We start from the raw sequence: 16,685 nt of genomic DNA on the forward strand, positions 1-16,685 counted from the left end.
GCGAGTCAATAACCGCCCTTTCGACCGATCGAGACGCGGCGCTAGATGCCCTTGGATGAACGATCGCACGACATCCCTTGCCAGCCTGATCGTCGCCGTCACCGGTGTGCTCTGGGGCTTTTACTGGCTGCCGGTCCGGCGGCTCGAAACGCTCGGCATGCCCGGAGCCTGGGGGACCCTTGGCATCGTCACGGCCGCCATGCTGCTGCTGCTGCCCTTCGCCTGGCGGGACCGGGCGGCGATCCGCGGCGCGGCGGCGGCGGCGCTGGGATCCATCCTGCTGGGGGGTGCGGCGTTCACGCTTTACTCGGTGGCCTTCGTCTACGGCCGGGTGGCCATCGTGATCCTGCTGTTCTTCCTCACCCCGGTCTGGAGCGTTCTGCTCGCCCGCTTCGTCATGGACTGGCCGGTGCCGCGGCTGCGCCTGGTCGCCATCGTCGTCGGGCTGGCCGGGCTGGCGGTGATGCTGGGCGGCGGCGGCCAGGGCGTGCCCGTGCCGCGCGGGATCGGGGAATGGCTGGCCCTGGCCTCGGGGCTGTTGTGGTCGGCGTCGACCACCGGCATCCGCAGCCAGCCGGTCCTGCGTGCGGGCACCGCCGCGTTCCTGTTCGCGCTGGGGGCGTCGACCTGCGCGCTGGCACTCGCACTCTGGCTGGCGCCCGTTCCGCCCCTGCCATCGGCCGCGGCGCTTACCACTGCCGTTGGCGCGGGCGCGTTGTGGTGGGGGCTGTCCATGGCCGGGCTGATGTGGGCGACCGGCCGACTGGACCCCGCGCGGGTGGGCATCCTGCTGATGGCCGAGGTGCTGGTGGGCGCCCTATCGGCCGCCCTGCTGGCGGGCGAGACGCTGGGCCCCTTCGAGCTGGCAGGCGGCGCGCTGGTCCTTGCCGCCGCCGTGCTGGAACTGTGGCCGGTACATCGCCCCGAAGGCCCAGATAGCCCCGCCGCGACGGGGAAACCGGAACCCTCAAGCACCGGAGCCCCCGAATGACCGACCGCAGATACTGGATCGCCGTCGCGTCGCAGCGCCATGTCGAGGCTGCCGTGAAATCGGGCCTGATGGTCTTCGGCCCGGGCCGCGACAGCGAGGCGTCCCGCCCCGCGAAGGGCGACTGGATCGCCTATTACGCGCCGGGCGAGACGATGGACAACGACAGTCCCTTGCGCCGCTTCACGGCCATGGCACAGATCGACGACACGGCCCCCGAAAGCCGCGAGATCAGCGATGGCGGACGGGCGATGTCGCGCAAGGCGACGTATTACGGCGACGCGTCGGCGGATGTGTACGACCTGCTCGACGACTTTTCCTTCGTGCAGGACAAATCGCACTGGGGCGTGCATTTTCACCGCTCGCTCTTCGAGGTGACGAAGGACGACATGCTGGCCATCGCCCGGAAGATGGGCGTCGACGGGCGGAAGCTCTAGGACGGGAATAGGACGCCCGCGGCGGGGCGCCCCTTGTCAGCGGCGGGACGGCTCAGGCCGCTTCCTGGCTGGCGTCCGGTTCTTTCGCGCCGGTCATGTAGGCCACGGCGTCCGACATGGTGCATTTCTTGGGGTCCACCACCGTCAACCGCTTGCCCAACCGGTGAACGTGGATGCGGTCGGCGACCTCGAATACGTGGGGCATGTTGTGGCTGATCAGGATGATCGGGATGCCGCGCGACTTCACGTCCTGGATCAGCTCGAGCACCCGGCGCGATTCCTTCACGCCCAGCGCCGCCGTCGGCTCGTCCAGGATGATGACCTTGGACCCGAAGGCCGCGGCACGGGCCACGGCGACGCCCTGGCGCTGGCCGCCCGACAGCGTCTCGACCGCCTGGTTGATGTTCTGGATCGTCATCAGGCCCAGGTCGCTCAGCTTCTTGCGCGCGAAATCCTCCATCTTCTTCTTGTCGAGCATCCGCAGATACTTGCCCAGGAAACCCTCTTTTCGGATCTCGCGGCCCATGAACATGTTGTCGGCGATGGACAGGGCGGGCGACATGGCGAGGGTCTGGTACACCGTCTCGATCCCCGCCTCGCGGGCCTCGATCGGGTTGTAGAACATAACCTTCTTGCCCTCGAGCCAGATCTCGCCCGCGTCGGGGACCACGGCCCCCGACACGGCCTTGATCAGGCTCGATTTGCCCGCTCCGTTATCGCCGATCACCGCCAGGATCTCGCCCGGGTAAAGGTCGAAATCGCAATGGTCGATGGCGGTGACCTTGCCGTAGCGTTTGACCAGGTTGCGCGCCTTCAGGATGGGTTCTCTGTCCGTCATGCCGATACCTTTCTGATCCATTGGTCCACGGCCACGGCGGCGATGATCAGGATGCCGATCAGCAGGAAGGTCCATTGCGCGTCGGCCCCTGCCAGTCTCAGCCCCATCTCGAACGCGCCCACGATCAGCGCGCCCAGGAACATGCCGATGATCGTTCCGCGCCCACCGAAGAGCGAGATCCCCCCGATCACCACGGCGGTGATGGCCTGGATGTTTCCCAGCTGCCCGGTCGAGGCCGATGGCGACACCGATCCGAAGCGGCCGATCATCACCCAGCCCGCCAGCGCGCAGAAAAAGCCCGCAAGCGTATAGACCTGTATCAATTGCCGCGACCGGTTCACGCCCGACAGTTGCGCCGCTTCCTCGTCGTCGCCCACGGCATAGACATGCCGCCCCCAGGCCGTCTGCCTGAGCACGTAGGCCATGATGGCGACGAGGGCGAGCAGCAGAACCACGCCGTAGGTGACCCGCGCGTCGCCCACGTTGAAGGTCGAGCCCCAGAATTTCAGCTGCGGCGCCTGCGCGTCCAGTTCCTGGCTGCGGATCGTCTCGTTGGCGGAATAGATGTAGTTCGCCGCCAGGAAGATCTGCCAGGTGCCCAGCGTGGTGATGAAGGGCGGGATGCGCAGCTTGGCGACCAGGATGCCGTTGAGCGAGCCCATCAGGCCACCCGCGGCCAGGCCGCAGGCGATGGCGACGGGGGGCGGAATGCCGTAGCGGAACGTGAACTGGCCCATGATGACCGAGCTCAGGACCGCGATGGCGCCCACCGACAGGTCGATGCCCGCGGTCAGGATCACCAGGGCCTGGGCGATGCCCAGGATGCCCACGATCCCGATCTGCTGAAAGATCAGCGACAGGGTCGAGACGCGCCAGAAATTATCGTTGAGAAGGCCGAAGATGATGACGGCCAGGACCAGGACGATCAGCGGAACGAGCGCCGGGGCCTGGTGCAGGATGTTGTGAAGGTGGCCAAGCAAGCCCTTGTGGGTGTCTTCGAACTCGGCCAACTGGTCGGCCTTGCCGCCCCGCGTGCTGGCTTCGTAGTCATCGGTCTGTGCCATGTCGCTCCTCCCAAAACGCGGCGCGCGGATGGCCCCGACCGGGCCATCCGCAATGGTTCAGTGCAGGGGCATCAAATCAACCCCAGCAAAGCTCGAGCCCTTCCTCGACCGAGATCGACTCGACCCCTTCGACGGGCTCGTTCGTCACCAGTGCGACACCGGTGTCGTAGAAGTCCTTGCCCTCGGTGGGCTCGGGCACGGTGCCGTCCTTGGCATAGGCCGCGATGGCCTCGATCCCCAGCGACGCCATGCGCAGCGGATATTGCTGCGACGTCGCGCCGATCACGCCGTCGGCGATGTTCTGCACGCCGGGGCAGCCGCCATCGACGGACGTGATGATGACGTCACCGCCGCTGCCCATCTGCTGCAGCGCCTGGTAGGCGCCCGCGGCGGCCGGCTCGTTGATGGTATAGACCACGTTGATGTCGGGGTTCTGCACCAGCAGGTTCTCCATGGCGGTGCGGCCGCCCTCTTCGTTGCCGGCGGTCACGTCATGGCCGACGATCCGCTCGTCGGTCTCGTCACCCCACTTGTTGGGATCGCCGATGTCGATGCCGAAGCCGGTCAGGAATCCCTGGTCGCGCAGCACGCCGACCGTGGGCTGGCTGATGGCCAGGTCCAGCATGGCGATCCGGGCGTCGGCGGCGGCGTCGCCCATCTTGGCGGCGGCCCAGCGGCCGATCAGCTCACCGGCCAGGAAGTTGTCGGTGGCGAAGGTGGCGTGGGCGGCGTCGATGGGGTTCAGCGGTGTGTCCAGCGCGATGACCAGCAGACCCGCTTCCTTGGCCTTTTCGACCGACGGCACGATGGCGGCGGTGTCGGACGCGGTGATCAGGATCCCCGACGCACCGTCGGTGATGCAGGTCTCGATCGCGGCGATCTGGGTTTCGGTATCGCCATCGATTCGGCCCGCGAAGGTCTTCAACTCGATGCCAAGCTCGTCGGCCTTCGCCTGGGCGCCTTCGCGCATCTTGACGAAGAACGGGTTGGTGTCGGTCTTCGTGATCAGGCACGCCGAGACGTTCTCATGGGCGGCGGCGAAAGCCTGACCGCCCAAGGTAATGGCGGCCAGCGCGGTTCCCGTCAGTAGCTTTTTCATCTATTCTCTCCCTGGTTGTCTCATTCCATGGGGCTTTTCGCCCGCTTTCCCGGATTCGGGGTAGAGCAATCAAACCGAATATTCGGGCACACGTCAATTAATCAATTTAGTTGATTAATGCGCCATAATTTGATACGACTCCTCCATTAAGGAGATTACCCTTGAATTCCGAATTTGCCACCTCGTTCGTCCTGGGTGCCGCTCAAAGCGGATTGCGCGAGTTCAACGAGCGCCTGCTGCTGACGATCCTGCGCCAGCTCGGCCCGCTCGCGGGCACGAAGCTGGCCGCCCACGCGCAGCTGTCGGCGCAGACGGTGTCGGTGATCCTGCGCAAGCTCGAATCCGAAAACCTGCTGATCCGGGGCGCGCCGCAACGCGGCAAGGTCGGCAAGCCGCAGATCCCCATGGCCCTGAACGCGGCCGGAGCGCTTTCGATCGGGCTGAAGGTCGGGCGGCGCAGTGCCGACGTGGCGCTGATGGATTTCACGGGCTGCGTCCGGGACCGGCGCACCCTGCACTACCCCTTTCCCCGCCCGGACGAGATCTTCGACTTCCTCGAAACCGCGATCACGCAGATGACCGGCCACTTGCCCGCGCCGCTGGCGGACCGGATATGCGGCATCGGGATCGCGATCCCGTTCGAATTGTGGAAATGGACCGACGTCCTGGGTGCGTCGGCGCAGGACATGCTGGCCTGGCGCGACCTGGACCCGTCGAAGCGGGTGGCGCAGTTCAGCGACCTGCCCGTGTCGGTGATCAACGACGCCACCGCCGCGTGCCACGCCGAGAACGCGCTGGGCAACCCGGCCGGGCTGGCGAACTACGCCTACTTCTTCATGGGCGCCTTCATCGGCGGCGGGATCGTGCTGGACCGCGCGGTCTATAGCGGGCACTTCAAGAACGCGGGCGCGCTGGGATCGCTGCAGATAAGCGACACACGCGGTGCGCCGCGCCAGCTGCTCGACAGCGCGTCGCTGAACGTCCTGGGCGATGCCATCCGGAAAGCGGGCGGCGATCCGTCCGACCTGCGCCGCAACATGGACGATTGGAGCGCCCACGCCCCGCTGGTCGACGCCTGGTGCGCCACGGCCGCCAAGGACATCGCCCGCGCGTCTCTGTCGGCCTGCGCGGTCATCGACTTCGAGGCGATCGTCATCGACGGCGCCATCCCGACGGACCTGAGATCGCAGCTGGTCGAGCGGGTGGGCCACGAGATCGCCAAGCTCGACGGGCGCGGCCTGGTGGTGCCCAAGATCCTGCCCGGCAGCATCGGCGCGGATGCCCGCGTGATCGGCGCGGCCCACGTGCCGCTGCAGGCGCGCTATTTCCTGCATTCGAACGCCACCCTGGCAGGCTCCGACGACGCGCAGACCTAGCCCTTTCGGATAGGTCCGCGCGAATTTCTTTTTAATCGCAAGCGTTTTGCTTAATATCTGGGCAGAATCGGTCTGGCCCTGGTGCCGGATCAAAGATGTCCGGCGACGATCTGGGTCCTGCCGCGCCTCGCCTGGCGCAGGGACCGAGACGCGCCGCGACGCGCAGGCAGCGGCGGCGGGGGGAGAGACTGCCGCCGCTGCCTGCGATCCCCTTCCTTGATTTCGAAGCACGGTCGCAACCTGACGAGCACGGTCTGGGGGAAAATCCGGATTTCCTCGGGATGTGCCATTGCCGAAACTGTGTCACGTGACATACTTGGCTGATGTCTTTGTTCCTGATCGTCGCCCTGCCCTTCCTTGGTGCCCTGCTTCCCGGTCTGATGAATCAGGCAGGCAGACAGGCGTGCTTCACCGCAACCTTCCTGGTCACGTTGCTGGCCACGCTGGGCCTGGCCACCCACGTTCCGGCCGTCATGGCGGGCGAGGTCATCACCGCCAAGCTGGACTGGCTGCCGGGCCTCGGCATGAACGTGAACCTGTTCCTGGACCCGCTGGGCCTGATGTTCGCCGGACTGATCCTGGTCATCGGCCTGCTGATCATCGCCTATGCCCGCGCGTATCTATCGCGCAAGGACAACATGGGCGAGTTCTTCACCTACCTGCTGCTGTTCCAAGGCGCGATGGTGGGCATCGTGCTTTCGGACAACGTCCTGATGCTGCTGGTCTTCTGGGAGCTCACGTCGCTGTCGTCCTTCCTGCTGATCGGCTACTGGAAGCACCTGCCCGAAGGCCGCCAGGGCGCGCGCATGGCGCTGGCCGTGACCGGCATGGGCGGGCTGGCGCTGATCGGGGGGATGCTGCTGCTGGGCCGGATCGTGGGCAGCTACGATCTGACGGTGATCCTGGAAAACCGCGACGTGATCCAGGCCTCGCCGCTCTACCTGCCGGCGCTGATCCTGATCCTGCTGGGCGCCTTCACCAAGTCGGCGCAGTTCCCGTTCCACTTCTGGCTGCCGCACGCCATGGCCGCGCCCACGCCGGTGTCGGCCTACCTGCACTCGGCCACCATGGTGAAGGCCGGTCTGTTCCTGATGGCGCGGCTCTGGCCGGTGCTTTCCGGCAGCGACTGGTGGTTCTGGATCGTCACCACCGCGGGCCTGACGACCATGGTGCTGGGCGCGGTGATCGCGCTCTTCAAGAACGACCTGAAGGCGCTGCTGGCCTTCTCTACCGTGTCGCACTTGGGTCTGATCACGTTCCTGCTGGGTACCGGGTCGGGCTACGCGGCGATGGCCGCTGTCTTCCACATCCTCAACCACGCCAGCTTCAAGGCGGCCCTCTTCATGACGGCGGGCATCGTCGACCACGAAGCCCACACCCGCGACATCACCCGGCTGGGCGGGCTGCGCAAGCTGATGCCGATCACCTTCGGCATCGCCACGATCGCGGCGCTGTCCATGGCGGGCATCCCGCTGCTCAACGGCTTTCTGTCGAAGGAAATGATGCTCGAGGAAGCCGCGCACACCAAGATCTTCGGCTCCTACTGGCTGGTGCCGGTCGCGGCGACCGTGGGCGCCCTGTTCTCGGCGGCCTATTCCTTCCGCTACATCGTCCACACCTTCCTGGGCGAGGGGCCGAAAGACGCGCCGTCGAAGCCGCACGATCCGCCCATGGGCATGTGGATCTCGCCCGCGCTGCTGATCGTGCCGGTGGTGCTGATCGGCATCATGCCCTTCTTGGCCGAGCCCTTCGTCAAGACCGTCACCTACGCCGTCATCGGCGGCGCGGTCGAGATGCCCGACGCCCATTTGAAGATCTGGCACGGCCTGACCCCGGCGCTTTACATGTCGATCATCGCCGTTCTGGGCGGTGCCCTTCTGCTGTCGCTGTTCGCCCCGCTGGCCCGCGGCTGGGCCGCCGCCCCCCGCCCCGAGGCGAAGGACATCTTCGACGGCATCGTCGCCTTCTTCGTGGGCCTGGCGCGGGGCATCACGCTGGGTCTGCACAACGGCGCCTTCACGCGCTACGCGGCGATCTTCACGGTCACCGTCACGGGTCTTGGCCTGCACGCCTGGATGACCGGCACCGGTGCCGCACCCACGCGCGAGATGCTTCCGATCACCATCAACGCGCTGGCCGCCTGGGCGATGCTGGTGGCCGCGGCGGGGATGATCGTCTTCGTCCACCGCAACCGTCTGGCCGTCCTGATCCTGATGGGCATCGTCGGGCTGTTCGTGTCGGTGGGCTTCAACTACTTCTCGGCCCCCGACTTGGCGTTGACCCAGATCAGCGTCGAGGTCGTCACGATCATCCTGCTGCTGCTGGCGCTGAACTTCCTGCCCAATCGCACCCCGAAGGAATCCGGCGTTGGCCGACGCCTGCGCGACGGTGTCATCGCCTTGCTGGGGGGGCTGGCCGTCTTCGGGCTGATCTATTCGATGCTGATGACGGATTTCGTGCAGCCGTCGATCTCGCAATACCACCTGGACAATTCCTACAAGGGCGGCGGTGGAGACAACGTCGTCAACGTGATCCTGGTGGACTTCCGCGGCTTCGACACCTTCGGCGAGATCATCGTGCTGGGCATCGCGGCCATCGTGATCTACGCGCTGACCGAGGCGCTGCTGTCGTCTCCGGTGCGCGCGCAGCTGCTCAACCGCGGCTATGAAAGCCGCCGGGCGGGCGACGCGCATCCGCTGATGATGGTCGTGCTCACCCGCGTGATGATGCCCATCGTGCTGATGGTCGGCGTCTACATCTTCCTGCGCGGCCACAACGAGCCCGGCGGCGGCTTCATCGCGGGGCTGGTCGTGGCCATCGGCGTGGTCATGCAATACATGGCCAGCGGCTTTGCCTGGGCCGATGCGCGGCAGCGCTATCCCTATCACGGGATCATCGGCGCGGGCGTGCTGGTGGCGGGACTGACCGGCATCGGCGCGTGGTTCTTCGGCGCGCCCTTCCTCAGCTCGGCCTTCGGCTATTTCCGCATCCCGCCGATGCAGGAATTCGAACTGGCCACCGCCATGGGCTTCGATCTGGGCGTGTTCCTGGCGGTCGTGGGCGCGGTCATGCTGTCGCTGGAAAGCTTTTCGCGCCTGGGACGCCGCCAGGGCGACAAGCCAAGTGAATACGCCATGGATATCGATCCGTCGCGTGACGAAGAAAAGGAGGGCTGAGGGATGGAGCTTCTCGTCGCCTCGGCCGTGGGCATCCTGACCGCCGCGGGCATCTACATGGTGCTGCGGCTGCGCACCTTCCCGGTCATCATCGGGGTGTCGCTGCTGACCTACGCGGTCAACATCTTCCTGTTCGCCAGCGGGCGGCTGGCCACCGACATGCCGCCGATCCTGCGCGACGGGGTCGACGCCTATACCGATCCGCTGCCCCAGGCGCTGGTTCTGACGGCGATCGTGATCTCGTTCGGCATGACCGCGGTGGTTGTCATCATCGCGCTGGGCGCTTGGCTCAGCTGCTCGGACGATTACGTGGACGACCCCGAGCTGCATTCCGGACAGCAAGCGGCCGACCCGAACCCGCGCGGAGGGTCGTTCCGTTGACGCACTGGATCATCGCACCGGTGGTGCTGCCCGCCATGCTGGCCGCCATCATCATCCTTGCGGCGCGCTTCCACCAGAACCTGGCGCGCGTGTTCTCGATGGCGGGATGCGTGGCGCTTCTGCTGGTCGCGTCGGGCCTGTTCTGGCGCGCCTCGGGCGGCCAGATCGACGTGTATCTGCTGGGCAACTGGTCGCCGCCCTTCGGCATCGTTCTGGTCGCGGACCGGCTGTCGACGCTGATGGTGCTGCTGACATCGGTGCTGGCGATCCCGGTGCTTCTTTACGCGATCGGATCGGGCTGGGACATGCGCGGGCGGCATTTCCACGCGCTGTTCCAGTTCCAGCTGATGGGCATCATGGGCGCGTTCCTGACCGGCGACGCGTTCAACCTGTTCGTGTTCTTCGAGGTGCTGCTGATCGCCAGCTACGGCCTGATGATCCATGGCGGCGGGGCGCCGCGCCTGCGGGCGGGCACGCAATACGTGCTCTACAACCTGCTGGGATCGACCCTGTTCCTGTTCGCGCTGGGCACGCTCTACGCCGAGACCGGGACGCTGAACATGGCGGACCTCGCGGGCCGCGTCGCCGCCATCGAGCCGGGCGCGGATGCGGGCATTCGCGTGGCATCGGTGCTGCTGCTGCTGGTCTTCGCCGTGAAGGCGGCGGTGCTGCCGCTGCATTTCTGGCTTCCCGCCAGCTATGCCGAGGCCCCCGCCCCGGTCGCGGCCCTCTTCGCCATCATGACCAAGGTGGGCGCCTACAGCATCATCCGCATGTATACGCTGGTCTTCCCGCCCGATCTCGAGCTGACCCAGGGGCTGTTCGGCACCTGGCTGCTGCCCGCGGCGCTGGCGACCACGGCCATCGGCATGATCGGTGTGCTGGGCACGCAGCGGATCGACCGGATGGTCGCGTTCTCGGTCATCGGGTCCATGGGCATGCTGCTGGTCGCGCTGGCGGGCTTCAGCGAAGCGGGGATCGCCGCCGCGCTCTACTACGCGCTGCATTCCACGCTGGCGACGGCGGCGCTGTTCCTGCTGGTCGACGTGATCCGTGACCGTCGGAAGGACGCGGGCGTGCATCTGGTGGACGCGCGGCCCATCGGCGGCGCGTCGCTGATCGCGGGGATGTTCTTCGCCGCGGCCATCGCCATGTGCGGGATGCCACCGCTGTCCGGCTTCGTGGGCAAGCTGCTGGTGCTGGACGCGTCCTTCGGCACACCGCTGGTGGTCTGGATCTGGTCGGTGGTGCTGGGCACGTCGCTTCTTTGCATCGTCGGCTTCGCGCGCGCGGGCTCGACCGTGTTCTGGAAATGCCACCAGGAGCCGGGCGAGCGTAACGATCCGCACACCGAAACCGACGCCCGCAACAAGCCCGATCCCGACGATCAGCACCCGGCCACGCCCGTCGTCGCCATCGGCGGCCTGATCGCGCTGATCCTGGCGATCACCGTGCTGGCCGGACCCATCAACCGGATGCTGGCGGCCACCGCATCGCAGCTGTTTTCGCCCACGCCCTACATCTCGGCCGTGATGGGCGCGCAGGGCAAGGTCATCACCTACGGTGGCTCGGACGGCTACGCCCAGGATGGCGCAAGCGACCACGCGGATGATGGCACCGAAGGCGAAGGGGAGGCTCACTGATGTCGCGCTTGTTGCCCCACCCGCTTCTGACCCTGCTGCTGGTCCTGGTCTGGTGCCTGCTGATCAATTCGCTGAGCCTGGGCACGGTCGTCTTCGGCGCGCTGCTCGGCCTGCTGATCCCCGCCGCCACCGCCGCCTATTGGCCCGACCGGCCGCGCATCCCGCGGCCCCTGCGCCTGGTGAGCTACATCCTGGTGGTGCTCTGGGATATTCTGGTCGCCAACGTGCAGGTCGCCATGATCGTGCTGTTCAAGCCCAACGCGGACATGAAATCCAACTGGGTGACGATCCCGCTGGACCTGAAATCCCCCGAGGCGATCTCGATCCTGGCGGGTACCATCACGCTCACCCCCGGCACGGTCAGCGCGGATCTCAGCGATGACGGGGTGGCACTTCTGGTCCACGCGCTCGATGCGCCCGATCCCGAAGCCACGGGCAACCAGATCAAGGACCGTTACGAGCGTCGGCTGAAGGAGATTTTCGAATGATCGACCTAGCGCTGAATTTCGCATTCGTTGCCGTCGGACTGGCCCAGGTGCTGGCCCTGGTCCGGCTGGTGCGCGGCCCCCATGTGGGCGACCGCATCCTGGCGCTCGACACGATGGTCATCAACGCCATCGGCCTGATCGTGCTGGTGGGCGTCAAATGGGGCACCCAGATGTATTTCGAATCCGCGATGATCTTCGCGATGCTGGGCTTCGTGTCCACCGTCGCGCTGGCCCGTTTCGTGCTGCGGGGGGACATCATCGAATGATCCTGGACCTGATCATCGTCGCGGCGCTGCTGATCGGCGGCTTCTTCACGCTGGTGGGCTCGATCGGCCTGCTCAAGCTCGACAGCCCCATGAAGCGGCTGCACGCACCCACCAAGGCCGCGACGCTGGGCGTGGGATCGCTGCTGATGGCGTCCATCGTCAATGCCTGGGCGCATCACGACGGGTCGCTGAACGAGGTGCTGATCATGGCGTTCCTGTTCATCACCGCGCCGATCACCGCGAATTTCATCGCCAAGGTGAACATTCACCGCCGCGACACCCGCGATCCGCTGCCCCAGCCGCCCAATGACGACATCTGGGCCACCCTGGACACGCCGCCCGACCGCAGCGACGGCTAAAGGTCGAAGGTCGCCAGGACCGGCGCGTGGTCCGACGGCTTTTCCCAGCCGCGGACGTGGCGCAGGATGCGGCTGGAATGGGCGGCGTTGGCGATGTCGGGCGTGGCCCAGACGTGATCGAGGCGCCGGCCCTTGTCGGCAGCGTCCCAGTCTGGCGAGCGGTAGGACCACCACGAATAAAGCTGGCCTTCGGGAATGTCGGCGCGGGTGACGTCGATCCACGACCCGGCCTCTTGCGTCTCGGCCAGGTGCGCGACCTCGACGGGGGTGTGCGACACCACCTTCAGCAGCTGCTTGTGGGACCAGACGTCATCCTCGCGCGGGGCGATGTTCAGATCGCCCACAAGTATCGCGCGCTCGGGCCGGTTGGCGCGGAAGTCGTCGCGCATGGCGGTCAGGTAGTCCAGCTTCTGGCCGAACTTCTCGTTCTGCGCGCGGTCCGGCACGTCGCCCCCCGCTGGCACATAGTAGTTGTGGATCGTCACGCCGTTTTCCAGCCGCGCCGCGACGTGGCGGGCGTGGCCCAGCGCGACGTGGTCATGGGCGCCCACCTCTTCCAGCGGCAGCTTCGACAGGATCGCGACGCCGTTATACCCCTTCTGCCCCCGTGCGACCGCGTGGCCGTAGCCGAGATCGGCAAAGGACGGGATCTTTTCGACCGGCGATTTGCACTCTTGCAGGCACAGCACATCCACCCCGGTCTGGGTCAGGAGATCGCGTACCAGGCTTTCGCGCAGACGGACCGAGTTGATGTTCCACGTGGCAAGGGTGAAGGGCATGGGCGGCTCCGGTTTGCGTGGATTCGCAGTCCTTATCCCAGATCGCGGGCGGGCGCGACAGGACGGCACGGGAACGCCGGTGGGGCGGAAACGTTGGTCGGGCGAAACGTTTTCCGGAGAGTTCAATGATACGCAAGACCCTGATGATTACCGCCGCCGCGATGGCCCTCCCCGCACTTGCCCAAGACAGCGACCCGTCGCAAACCACCGTCGGATCGCTGGATGGCACGATCGACGGCGTTCAGACCGCCTTCGTCGTGGTCGATGGTGAAGATGTGCCGACCGGCTGGAAAGAGGTCGAGAACGGGATCGAGGTCACCTTGCGCGCCTTTCCCGAGGACCAGCCCCAGTCCGACGACAACAGCCTGACCATCCGCCTGGTCGCCGACACGGCCAGCAGGCGCACGGCGCTGCAATCGGGCGAGGTTTCGTTCACGCGGAATGGCGAAATGCTCAGCGCGACCGACGACGCCATCGACCTGTCGATCAATTCGCTGGAAGTCACCGAAGACAGCCTGCTCTTCGAAGGCAATATCCGCACCACTTTGGCACCGGGTGACAAGGACGTGTCGGTCGTCTCGCCGGACGGCGTGACGCTTTCGGCCGATATCCAGGCGACGGTGATCCGCGCCGAATAGCCGCCCCGAAGATCAGCCGCCAGGCGGCCGACCCCCGGGCGGGGTCGGTCACACAGCCAGGCGGTAACCCCCGGATTCGGTAACCAGCAGCCGCGCGTTCGACGGATCGGGTTCGATCTTCTGGCGCAGCCGGTAGATGTGCGTCTCGAGCGTGTGGGTGGTGACGCCCGCGTTATATCCCCAGACCTCGTGCAGCAGCACGTCCCGCGGCACCACGCCTTCGCTGGCGCGGTAAAGGAATTTCAGGATGTTCGTCTCTTTTTCGGTCAGGCGGATCTTCTTTTCCGCCTCGTCCACCAGCAGCTTCTGCGCGGGCCGGAAGGAATAGGGCCCAAGCCCGAACACCGCGTCCTCGGACTGCTCGTGCTGGCGCAGCTGCGCCCGGATCCGGGCCAGCAGAACCGGGAACTTGAAGGGCTTGGTCACGTAGTCGTTGGCGCCCGCATCCAGGCCAAGGATCGTGTCGGCGTCGCTGTCCTGTCCGGTCAGCATCACGATCGGGCATTTCACGCCCTGCTTGCGCATCAGCTTGCAAAGCTCGCGCCCGTCGGTGTCGGGCAGGCCCACGTCCAGGATCACCAGGTCGTAGAGACCTTCCTTGACCTTCTCCATCGCGTGCGTGCCGGTGTCGGCCTCGAACACGTCGAAATCCTCGGTCAGGACCAATTGCTCGCTCAGCGCTTCGCGCAGATCGTCATCGTCGTCGACCAAAAGGATCTTCTTCAGGTTACTCATCGGAACACCTCCACTCGCTTCAACGTGAAAGGTGGGTCGCGGGTCCGTGCTCCGCAAGAATTGCTGCCGATCGCTCACGCGGACGTGTCACAGCGCCCGGAAATGTTTCACATTCCCGTCGGCGCAGCCTAATTGAAGCGGATGAAGACGCCCGACCCCTTCCTGCCCAGCGTGGCCGAGCGCCTGCACCGCGCCCGCACCGATCTGTCGCTGGGCCTGGCCGTCGGGATCGACACCGGGACGGCGCGCTGGCTTGTCCTGGCCGCGACCCGCGCCACGCCTGCCCGTCTGCGCGCGATGCTGGACGGCGGCGATGCGCAGCTCGTGCTGACCGCGCGCCGCGCCGAGACGCTGAAAATCCGGATCTACGACGATGACCTCGTCCGCCTGCCGCTGGCGCGGGATGCAACCGCGGCGCAGATCCAGGCCATCGTGGACCCGGCCCAGGATCTTGCCGCGCCGCTCAAAGGCCCCTTCGCACCGCTGCGCGGGGGCGATGCGTCGGCGCAGCGTGCGGGGCTGACGCTGGTGCGCCAGGCGCAGCTGCTGCCGGCCGTGATCGCGCGCCCGGTGCGCGATCTGCCCGAGGGCATCGTGACGGTCGCCCCCGGCGATCCGGACGCGGCCCCGCCGGACGCCTTGCGCGCCGCCATCGCCGCCCGCCTGCCCATCGCCGCGACGACGGGGGCCCGGCTGCACGTCTTCCAGCCCGAAAGCGGCGGGCCCGAGCATTACGCGGTCGAGATCGGCCAGCCGGATCGGGGCCGCCCGGTGCTGACACGGCTGCACTCGGCCTGCTTCACCGGCGACGTGCTGGGTTCGCTGAAATGCGATTGCGGCCCGCAACTGCAAGCCGCGCTGGCGCAGATGGCGGCAGAGGGCGCGGGCGTGCTGCTCTATCTCAACCAGGAAGGCCGGGGCATCGGGCTGGCCAACAAGATGCGCGCCTACGCCCTGCAGGACCAGGGCTTCGACACGGTCGAGGCGAATCATCGGCTGGGCTTCGACGACGACGAGCGCGACTTCGGCGTGGGTCTCGCGATGCTGCGCAAGCTGGGCGTCCGGCAGGTGCGGCTACTGACCAACAATCCGCGCAAGCTGGCGCTGTTCGAGGGCAGCGGGATCGAACTGGTCGCGCGCGTTCCGCTTTGGGTCGGCGAAAGCGCGTTCAACCGCGACTACCTGCGGGTGAAATCCGAGCGCTCGGGGCACCTGGAATGACCCCCGACGATATCGTCGTCACCCCGACCGGGGTCCGGTTCCGGGGGCGTCAGCTGCCCTGCACCTGGGGGCGTGGCGGCATCACCGACACCAAGCGCGAGGGCGACGGCGCCACCCCGCGTGGCATCCACGGGATCGTCGGCATGCTCTACCGTCCCGACCGGATCGCGCGCCCCACCGACTGGGCCGTGCCGATCCGCCCCGGCGATCTCTGGTCCGACGACCCGCGCGATCCCGACTACAACCTGATGGTCCGCGCGCCCACGCCGTTTTCGCACGAAACCCTGCGCAGGCCCGACCCGCTGTATGACCTGGTGATCCTGACCGACTGGAACTGGCCCCGCGCCGTCAAGGGGCGCGGATCGGCGATCTTCCTGCATCGCTGGCGCAGGCCGGGCTACCCCACCGAAGGCTGCGTCGCGTTCCGGCCCCGCGACCTGCTGTGGCTGGCCCGGCGCATCACCTACGAGACGCGGCTGATCGTGCGCTAGCCGTAGTCTCGGGGCCCGAAAATCGCCGAGCCCACGCGCACATCGGTCGCGCCCTCGGCGATCGCAACCTCGAAATCGCCGCTCATCCCCATCGACAGGCGGTCCAGCCCGTTGCGCTCGGCCAGCTCAGCCAGCCGACGGAAATGCGGCGCCGGGTCGTCATCGACGGGCGGGATGCACATCAGCCCCAACAGCGGCAGGTCCAGGTCGCGGCATTGCTGCACGAAGCCGTCGGTGTCCTTCACCGCGATGCCCGATTTCTGATCCTCGTCGCCGATATCCACCTGGATGAACAGGTCCGGACACGACCCGGTTTCCTGGGCGATGCGGGCGATGGTCTTGGCGATCTTGGGGCGGTCGACCGTCTGGATCGTGCCGAACAGCTCCATCGCGGCGCGGGTCTTGTTGGACTGCAAGGGGCCGATCAGGTGCAGGTCCAGGTCATCGTAGCGCTTGGCGAAGGCGGGCCATTTGCCTTCCGCTTCCTGCACGCGGTTCTCGCCGAAGGATTTGTGACCCTGTTCCAGCACCGCTTCGACGCGCGCTTCGGACTGCACCTTGCTGACGGCGATCAGCCGGACCGATCCCGGCGCGCGTCCGGCGCGGGCCTCGGCTTCGGCGATCCGGGACTTGATATCTGCAAGGCTCATGCGGGCGCTCCGTCCTGATGGTGCGGACCTTATCGCCCGACCGGGGCGCAAAAGAA

The 16,685-nt window shown here is 66.8% G+C and carries 18 protein-coding genes; 12 read left to right on the forward strand and 6 right to left on the reverse strand.

Annotated features, from left to right (window positions below; genetic code table 11):
* Positions 1–55: 55 nt before the first annotated feature.
* Positions 56–991, forward strand: a complete 936-nt coding sequence (locus ILP92_RS10775) for a DMT family transporter (protein WP_198916402.1) — start codon at positions 56–58, stop codon at positions 989–991.
* The gene (locus ILP92_RS10780; protein ID WP_198916403.1) at positions 988–1,425 is read left to right on the forward strand and encodes an EVE domain-containing protein; all 438 of its coding nucleotides are present in this window, start codon (positions 988–990) and stop codon (positions 1,423–1,425) included. The genes ILP92_RS10775 and ILP92_RS10780 overlap by 4 nt, the downstream gene beginning before the upstream one ends.
* Before the next feature lie 52 nt (positions 1,426–1,477).
* Here ILP92_RS10780 and ILP92_RS10785 read toward each other — a convergent pair whose 3' ends face one another.
* The 3 genes from ILP92_RS10785 to ILP92_RS10795 form a co-directional block, all read right to left on the reverse strand.
* Positions 1,478–2,263, reverse strand: coding sequence for an ATP-binding cassette domain-containing protein (locus ILP92_RS10785; RefSeq protein ID WP_198916404.1), 786 nt, complete (start codon positions 2,261–2,263; stop codon positions 1,478–1,480).
* Complete coding sequence (locus ILP92_RS10790; protein WP_198916405.1) at positions 2,260–3,327, reverse strand: ABC transporter permease; 1,068 nt, start codon at positions 3,325–3,327, stop codon at positions 2,260–2,262. The genes ILP92_RS10785 and ILP92_RS10790 overlap by 4 nt, the downstream gene beginning before the upstream one ends.
* Positions 3,328–3,403: 76 nt before the next feature.
* The gene (locus tag ILP92_RS10795) at positions 3,404–4,426 is read right to left on the reverse strand and encodes a sugar ABC transporter substrate-binding protein (protein ID WP_198916406.1); all 1,023 of its coding nucleotides are present in this window, start codon (positions 4,424–4,426) and stop codon (positions 3,404–3,406) included.
* Between the two features lie 161 nt (positions 4,427–4,587).
* Here ILP92_RS10795 and ILP92_RS10800 point away from each other — a divergent pair, with 161 nt between their 5' ends.
* The 7 genes from ILP92_RS10800 to ILP92_RS10830 all read left to right on the forward strand — a co-directional run bounded on the left by ILP92_RS10800 (position 4,588) and on the right by ILP92_RS10830 (position 12,115).
* Positions 4,588–5,802, forward strand: coding sequence for an ROK family transcriptional regulator (locus tag ILP92_RS10800; protein WP_198916407.1), 1,215 nt, complete (start codon positions 4,588–4,590; stop codon positions 5,800–5,802).
* A gap of 323 nt (positions 5,803–6,125) precedes the next feature.
* Positions 6,126–8,978: a monovalent cation/H+ antiporter subunit A gene (locus tag ILP92_RS10805; RefSeq protein WP_198916408.1), complete on the forward strand. Its 2,853-nt coding sequence runs from the start codon at positions 6,126–6,128 to the stop codon at positions 8,976–8,978.
* 3 nt (positions 8,979–8,981) lie between these two features.
* On the forward strand, positions 8,982–9,359 hold the full coding sequence (locus tag ILP92_RS10810; protein ID WP_198916409.1) for a Na+/H+ antiporter subunit C: 378 nt from the start codon (positions 8,982–8,984) through the stop codon (positions 9,357–9,359).
* Entirely contained in the window at positions 9,356–11,002 is a 1,647-nt protein-coding gene (locus ILP92_RS10815; protein WP_198916410.1) for a monovalent cation/H+ antiporter subunit D, read from the forward strand. Before ILP92_RS10810 ends, ILP92_RS10815 begins: the two co-directional genes overlap by 4 nt.
* Positions 11,002–11,490, forward strand: coding sequence for a Na+/H+ antiporter subunit E (locus ILP92_RS10820; protein WP_198916411.1), 489 nt, complete (start codon positions 11,002–11,004; stop codon positions 11,488–11,490). The genes ILP92_RS10815 and ILP92_RS10820 overlap by 1 nt, the downstream gene beginning before the upstream one ends.
* Positions 11,487–11,756, forward strand: a complete 270-nt coding sequence (locus ILP92_RS10825) for a K+/H+ antiporter subunit F (RefSeq protein WP_198916412.1) — start codon at positions 11,487–11,489, stop codon at positions 11,754–11,756. Before ILP92_RS10820 ends, ILP92_RS10825 begins: the two co-directional genes overlap by 4 nt.
* Positions 11,753–12,115 (forward strand): Na+/H+ antiporter subunit G, encoded by a 363-nt coding sequence (locus ILP92_RS10830; protein ID WP_198916413.1) that lies wholly within the window; start codon positions 11,753–11,755, stop codon positions 12,113–12,115. The genes ILP92_RS10825 and ILP92_RS10830 overlap by 4 nt, the downstream gene beginning before the upstream one ends.
* Here the strand turns inward: ILP92_RS10830 and ILP92_RS10835 are convergent.
* Positions 12,112–12,894 carry an exodeoxyribonuclease III gene (locus tag ILP92_RS10835; RefSeq protein WP_198916414.1) on the reverse strand — a complete coding sequence of 261 codons (783 nt, stop codon included), beginning with the start codon at positions 12,892–12,894 and terminating at the stop codon, positions 12,112–12,114. The genes ILP92_RS10830 and ILP92_RS10835 overlap by 4 nt on opposite strands.
* 125 nt (positions 12,895–13,019) lie before the next feature.
* Here ILP92_RS10835 and ILP92_RS10840 point away from each other — a divergent pair, with 125 nt between their 5' ends.
* Positions 13,020–13,532: a hypothetical protein gene (locus ILP92_RS10840; RefSeq protein ID WP_198916415.1), complete on the forward strand. Its 513-nt coding sequence runs from the start codon at positions 13,020–13,022 to the stop codon at positions 13,530–13,532.
* Positions 13,533–13,580: 48 nt separating this feature from the next.
* Here the strand turns inward: ILP92_RS10840 and ILP92_RS10845 are convergent, their stop codons facing one another.
* A complete protein-coding gene (locus ILP92_RS10845; RefSeq protein WP_198916416.1) occupies positions 13,581–14,267 on the reverse strand; it encodes a response regulator transcription factor in 687 nt (228 codons plus the stop codon).
* Between the two features lie 141 nt (positions 14,268–14,408).
* Between ILP92_RS10845 and ribA the strand changes: the two genes are divergently transcribed.
* Both ribA and ILP92_RS10855 read left to right on the forward strand, forming a co-directional pair.
* Positions 14,409–15,488, forward strand: coding sequence for a GTP cyclohydrolase II (gene ribA / locus ILP92_RS10850; protein ID WP_198916417.1), 1,080 nt, complete (start codon positions 14,409–14,411; stop codon positions 15,486–15,488).
* Positions 15,485–15,979, forward strand: coding sequence for a L,D-transpeptidase family protein (locus tag ILP92_RS10855; RefSeq protein WP_198916418.1), 495 nt, complete (start codon positions 15,485–15,487; stop codon positions 15,977–15,979). Before ribA ends, ILP92_RS10855 begins: the two co-directional genes overlap by 4 nt.
* Here ILP92_RS10855 and ILP92_RS10860 read toward each other — a convergent pair.
* On the reverse strand, positions 15,976–16,629 hold the full coding sequence (locus ILP92_RS10860) for a YggS family pyridoxal phosphate-dependent enzyme (RefSeq protein ID WP_198916419.1): 654 nt from the start codon (positions 16,627–16,629) through the stop codon (positions 15,976–15,978). The two genes, ILP92_RS10855 and ILP92_RS10860, sit on opposite strands and share 4 nt — an antisense overlap.
* Positions 16,630–16,685 lie beyond the last annotated feature (56 nt).

Source organism: Palleronia pontilimi, from assembly GCF_016412875.1.
Taxonomy (GTDB): Bacteria; Pseudomonadota; Alphaproteobacteria; order Rhodobacterales; family Rhodobacteraceae; genus Palleronia; species Palleronia pontilimi.

Coding starts and splice junctions, on each gene's coding strand:
- ILP92_RS10775 (WP_198916402.1), top strand. CDS start 56: ATGAACGATCGCACGACATCCCTTGCCAGCCTGATCGTCGCCGTCACC.
- ILP92_RS10780 (WP_198916403.1), top strand. CDS start 988: ATGACCGACCGCAGATACTGGATCGCCGTCGCGTCGCAGCGCCATGTC.
- ILP92_RS10785 (WP_198916404.1), bottom strand. CDS start 2,263: ATGACGGACAGAGAACCCATCCTGAAGGCGCGCAACCTGGTCAAACGC.
- ILP92_RS10790 (WP_198916405.1), bottom strand. CDS start 3,327: ATGGCACAGACCGATGACTACGAAGCCAGCACGCGGGGCGGCAAGGCC.
- ILP92_RS10795 (WP_198916406.1), bottom strand. CDS start 4,426: ATGAAAAAGCTACTGACGGGAACCGCGCTGGCCGCCATTACCTTGGGC.
- ILP92_RS10805 (WP_198916408.1), top strand. CDS start 6,126: ATGTCTTTGTTCCTGATCGTCGCCCTGCCCTTCCTTGGTGCCCTGCTT.
- ILP92_RS10810 (WP_198916409.1), top strand. CDS start 8,982: ATGGAGCTTCTCGTCGCCTCGGCCGTGGGCATCCTGACCGCCGCGGGC.
- ILP92_RS10820 (WP_198916411.1), top strand. CDS start 11,002: ATGTCGCGCTTGTTGCCCCACCCGCTTCTGACCCTGCTGCTGGTCCTG.
- ILP92_RS10825 (WP_198916412.1), top strand. CDS start 11,487: ATGATCGACCTAGCGCTGAATTTCGCATTCGTTGCCGTCGGACTGGCC.
- ILP92_RS10830 (WP_198916413.1), top strand. CDS start 11,753: ATGATCCTGGACCTGATCATCGTCGCGGCGCTGCTGATCGGCGGCTTC.
- ILP92_RS10835 (WP_198916414.1), bottom strand. CDS start 12,894: ATGCCCTTCACCCTTGCCACGTGGAACATCAACTCGGTCCGTCTGCGC.
- ILP92_RS10840 (WP_198916415.1), top strand. CDS start 13,020: ATGATACGCAAGACCCTGATGATTACCGCCGCCGCGATGGCCCTCCCC.
- ILP92_RS10845 (WP_198916416.1), bottom strand. CDS start 14,267: ATGAGTAACCTGAAGAAGATCCTTTTGGTCGACGACGATGACGATCTG.
- ribA (WP_198916417.1), top strand. CDS start 14,409: ATGAAGACGCCCGACCCCTTCCTGCCCAGCGTGGCCGAGCGCCTGCAC.
- ILP92_RS10855 (WP_198916418.1), top strand. CDS start 15,485: ATGACCCCCGACGATATCGTCGTCACCCCGACCGGGGTCCGGTTCCGG.
- ILP92_RS10860 (WP_198916419.1), bottom strand. CDS start 16,629: ATGAGCCTTGCAGATATCAAGTCCCGGATCGCCGAAGCCGAGGCCCGC.